Origin of the sequence: Caballeronia sp. (assembly GCF_049581465.1) — a bacterium.
Classification (GTDB): domain Bacteria; phylum Pseudomonadota; class Gammaproteobacteria; order Burkholderiales; family Burkholderiaceae; genus Caballeronia.
This window is the reverse complement of the sequence record NZ_JBAUSA010000253.1, coordinates 1-3,224: the sequence shown is the minus strand read 5'-3', so window position 1 is coordinate 3,224 and position 3,224 is coordinate 1. Positions and strand designations below refer to the sequence as shown.

Sequence of the window (3,224 nt, the reverse complement as noted above, 5' to 3'; positions counted from 1 at the left end):
CGCCAAAGATAATGCCTTGCCCTGGCGTAAGCGGACGGGACACCGGGAGCGACCCTAACTGCCGGATTCCTGCAACGATGCGATATTCCTCATCGCTGGTGAACGATGCATAGAACTCGTAGTGATTCACGAGCCGCTCTCCGGCAACGCCATGCAGCAGCAATCCGCCCTTCTCTTGAACAATCAAGTCCCTGCTGCCGAGGCCACGCAGGATCGCCGCGAATGTGACCTTGTCGAGCGCGTCGAACGTCCCCGTTGCCACGAGCGTGTCCCACAGTTCGGCCGCGCTTACGCCCCCACGCTCGGCGATGATCGACAGTACCTGTTGCACCAGCGTCGATGGGTGTAGACCACCGGCGCGGGGCGGCTCGAACCAGCCTCGCAGCAGTAAGTTCACCATAGCGACCGATTGCACGAGTCCTTCACGTAGGCGGTCTGACAAGTCCGAGTCGCTTTGCAGTTCCGCCTCGATGCAATAACCGCGCAGAACCGCGGGCTCGCCTTTGCGACGACCCGAGCGCCCCAGACGCTGTCGAAGGCTTGCTACTGATGGTGGCGGACCCACTTGCGCCACGCTCTTTACGGCGCCAATATCGATGCCCAGTTCGAGCGTAGACGTACACACAGCGCTAGCGGGTTTATCGCCAGCCTTTAGCGCCCGCTCCGCCTCCTCCCTCAGATCCTTCGAAAGACTGCCGTGGTGAGGCCAAAACTCGTTCGGGTAACCATCGCGATCACAGGCCCGGCGTAGCAAGTCCGCGTAGAGCTCGACTTGCCGGCGGCTATTCGGAAAGATGAGATTATTCGAGCCCCGCATAGCTCGATACATCTGGTTTGCAACGTCGACCGTACTGCCGGGAACAATGTCTTCCAGACCGGGTTTCTCGATGTCCGGTTCCAGATGAATACGCGGCGGCTTCTCGACAAAACCCTTGATGAGAATCTTCAGTTCCTGCCCTCCACTTCCAGATTCAATTATCTGCACGGGACGCGTCGCTCGTGGCCGCAGGAAGTTCGCGGCAAGCTGCATATCGCCTAGCGTGGCCGACAGCCCGACTCGTGGCACGGGCCGGCCGCAGACACGGTCCACACGGTGCATGAGCGATTGCAGTTGCATGCCGCGCTCGGAGCCGATGAACGCATGCAACTCGTCGACAACGATGTAGCGCAGTGCTCCGAACGTTGATGCGAGCGACGATCCGCGAGTCACGAACATGGCCTCCAGCGACTCCGGCGTGATCAGCAATACGCCCGTCGAATGCTTCAGGAACCGCTGTTTGCGGCTGGCGGCGACGTCACCATGCCAGCCCACAACTGGAATCTGCAGCGTTTCACACAAGCCGTCGAGCCTTGACCACTGATCGTTGATCAGCGCCTTCAACGGGCTGATATAGAGCACTGACCCGATGCAAGGCTCATCGCGCAGAAGATTCGAAAGGATCGGCAGAAACGCCGCCTCGGTCTTTCCCGCGGCGGTCGCGGCTGCGATGATGACGTCCCGGTCCGCGTCAATGAGCGCGGGTACGGCCCGCTCCTGCGCGTCGCGAAGTTCCGTCCAGCCTTCACTCCAGATCCATCGGCGGATCCGCTCGTCGAGCTGGTCGAAACTTCGGGAGTCAGTTGAGCCGGAAGCTGGCGAACTCATCATCGCTATCAGTCGCTATGTCCGCCACGCCGCCCGTATCACGCTCGACCTTGATGCTTCCAATGATCTGCTGCCAATCCGCCGAGGCGTTCTGTTCCAACACTGCGAGAAAATTGATGAACGCCGTTATCGTGGTTCGCGGCGTGCGGAAATAGGCGTCGCCAAGCCGCGAAGCACAATGGGCCATGAAAGCGGGAATCGCCTCTTCCGGGACGAGCGCCCGGCTGATATCACCGAAGGCATACACCAGTCGAATCTTGTCCAGAAGCACGTAGAAGTCCTCCGGCGTCAGACTGGCTAGCCGCACCACCGGGCCGCTGTAGTCGACCAGGCCGTTCGTCGCAAACGCGTTCTCGGCCAGCCGCGACTGAAGCGCGGTATAGCTGTAGAGGCCTCGCCGCGTATCAAGGAGAAATTCGGGCGTGCCACCCAGTACGAAGCCCAGTCCTTCAGCCGAGCCTTGCAGTGAATCGTTAAGGATGCGAAGGATTTGTTCGTAGTTGCTGTTTCGCGCCTGGACGTTTGCGAGCTTGTACAGATTGACCAGTTCGTCGAGACAGACCATCAGTCCGCTGTAGCCCGCCATACGGACGAAACGGCCAAGCAGCTTTAGCTGATCGTACATGTTGGCATCGTCGACAATGGTCCTCACGCCCAGCGCCGCACGTGCATCGGTTCGGGTTGAGAACTCACCGCGCAGCCAGCGTACGGCGTCACTCTTCAGTTGCTCATTGCCTTCGTCGAAACCTCGGCAGTACGCCGCGATGACGTCTGCGAAATCGTAGCCGTTGACCATCTCAGTCAGTTGGCCCAACTGTGCACGAATGACCTCCTCACTCGTGCGACCCGACGCACGGGCTTCGGTCTTCGCCTGCCCGATGAATTTTTCGACCACGCCGGCAAGCGCGCCGCCTTCCGGCTTGGTGCGCGTTGCCATATTCTTAACCAGCTCGGCGTATAGCGACCTTGCCTGTCCGCCGGAGGCATGAAGGCGGCGATCCGGGTTCAAGTCGGCGTGCACGGTGACCAGTTTCTTTTCCAGCGCGATTGCTCGAACCAGGTTGAGAAAAAAGGTCTTGCCGGCGCCGTACTCACCTATCACGATGCGAAAGCTTGAGCCGCCATCGGCGACGCGCTCGATATCAGTCAGGAGCGCCTCAACCTCTCTCACGCGTCCAACCTGGATGAGATGTTGCCCAACGCGTGGGACTACCCCTGCGCGAAGAGATTGCAGGACCGCATCGCGGTCCTTTGGGCGAATCGTTGTCATGCTGCCAACCTTTGAGCTAGGTCCTGATTTATTTCTACTGGGTCATCCCCGTCCGTGAGCGGCTCGTCCCAATGATCGAGCGACGCTTCGTTAACCTGTTCAATCGCGCCGTCAAGCATCAGGTCGAGGTCCGATGCCGCATCGGACAGCTCGGCACGGGTCCATGCCGGCCGGGAGATCAACACTCGAAGGAACGTTGAGTGAACATCGTCGAGTCCCGGCAGCACCGCGTGTGCATGAGAAGCCTTATGCGGCTCTTGCGGCGCGGGGGCGGGCACTGGGGACGGGCTTTCTTCGATAAACACATCG

The 3,224-nt window shown here is 60.1% G+C and carries 3 protein-coding genes; all 3 read right to left on the bottom strand.

The genetic code is table 11. From position 1 onward, the window contains the following. Window positions 1-1,645, bottom strand: a 1,645-nt coding sequence (locus WCA53_RS06310) for a DEAD/DEAH box helicase (protein WP_423907021.1), incomplete at its 3' end; no start/stop codon positions are given. Continuing rightward, entirely contained in the window at window positions 1,617-2,915 is a 1,299-nt protein-coding gene (locus tag WCA53_RS06305; RefSeq protein ID WP_423907019.1) for an ATP-binding protein, read from the bottom strand. The genes WCA53_RS06305 and WCA53_RS06310, both read right to left, overlap by 29 nt. Then, a partial coding sequence (locus WCA53_RS06300; protein WP_423907017.1) for a tellurite resistance TerB C-terminal domain-containing protein occupies window positions 2,912-3,224 on the bottom strand: 313 nt, incomplete at its 5' end. The genes WCA53_RS06300 and WCA53_RS06305, both read right to left, overlap by 4 nt.

What these genes read in the sequence shown, in the direction of transcription:
- WCA53_RS06305 (WP_423907019.1), bottom strand. Translation starts at nt 2,915, where the DNA reads ATGACAACGATTCGCCCAAAGGACCGCGATGCGGTCCTGCAATCTCTT.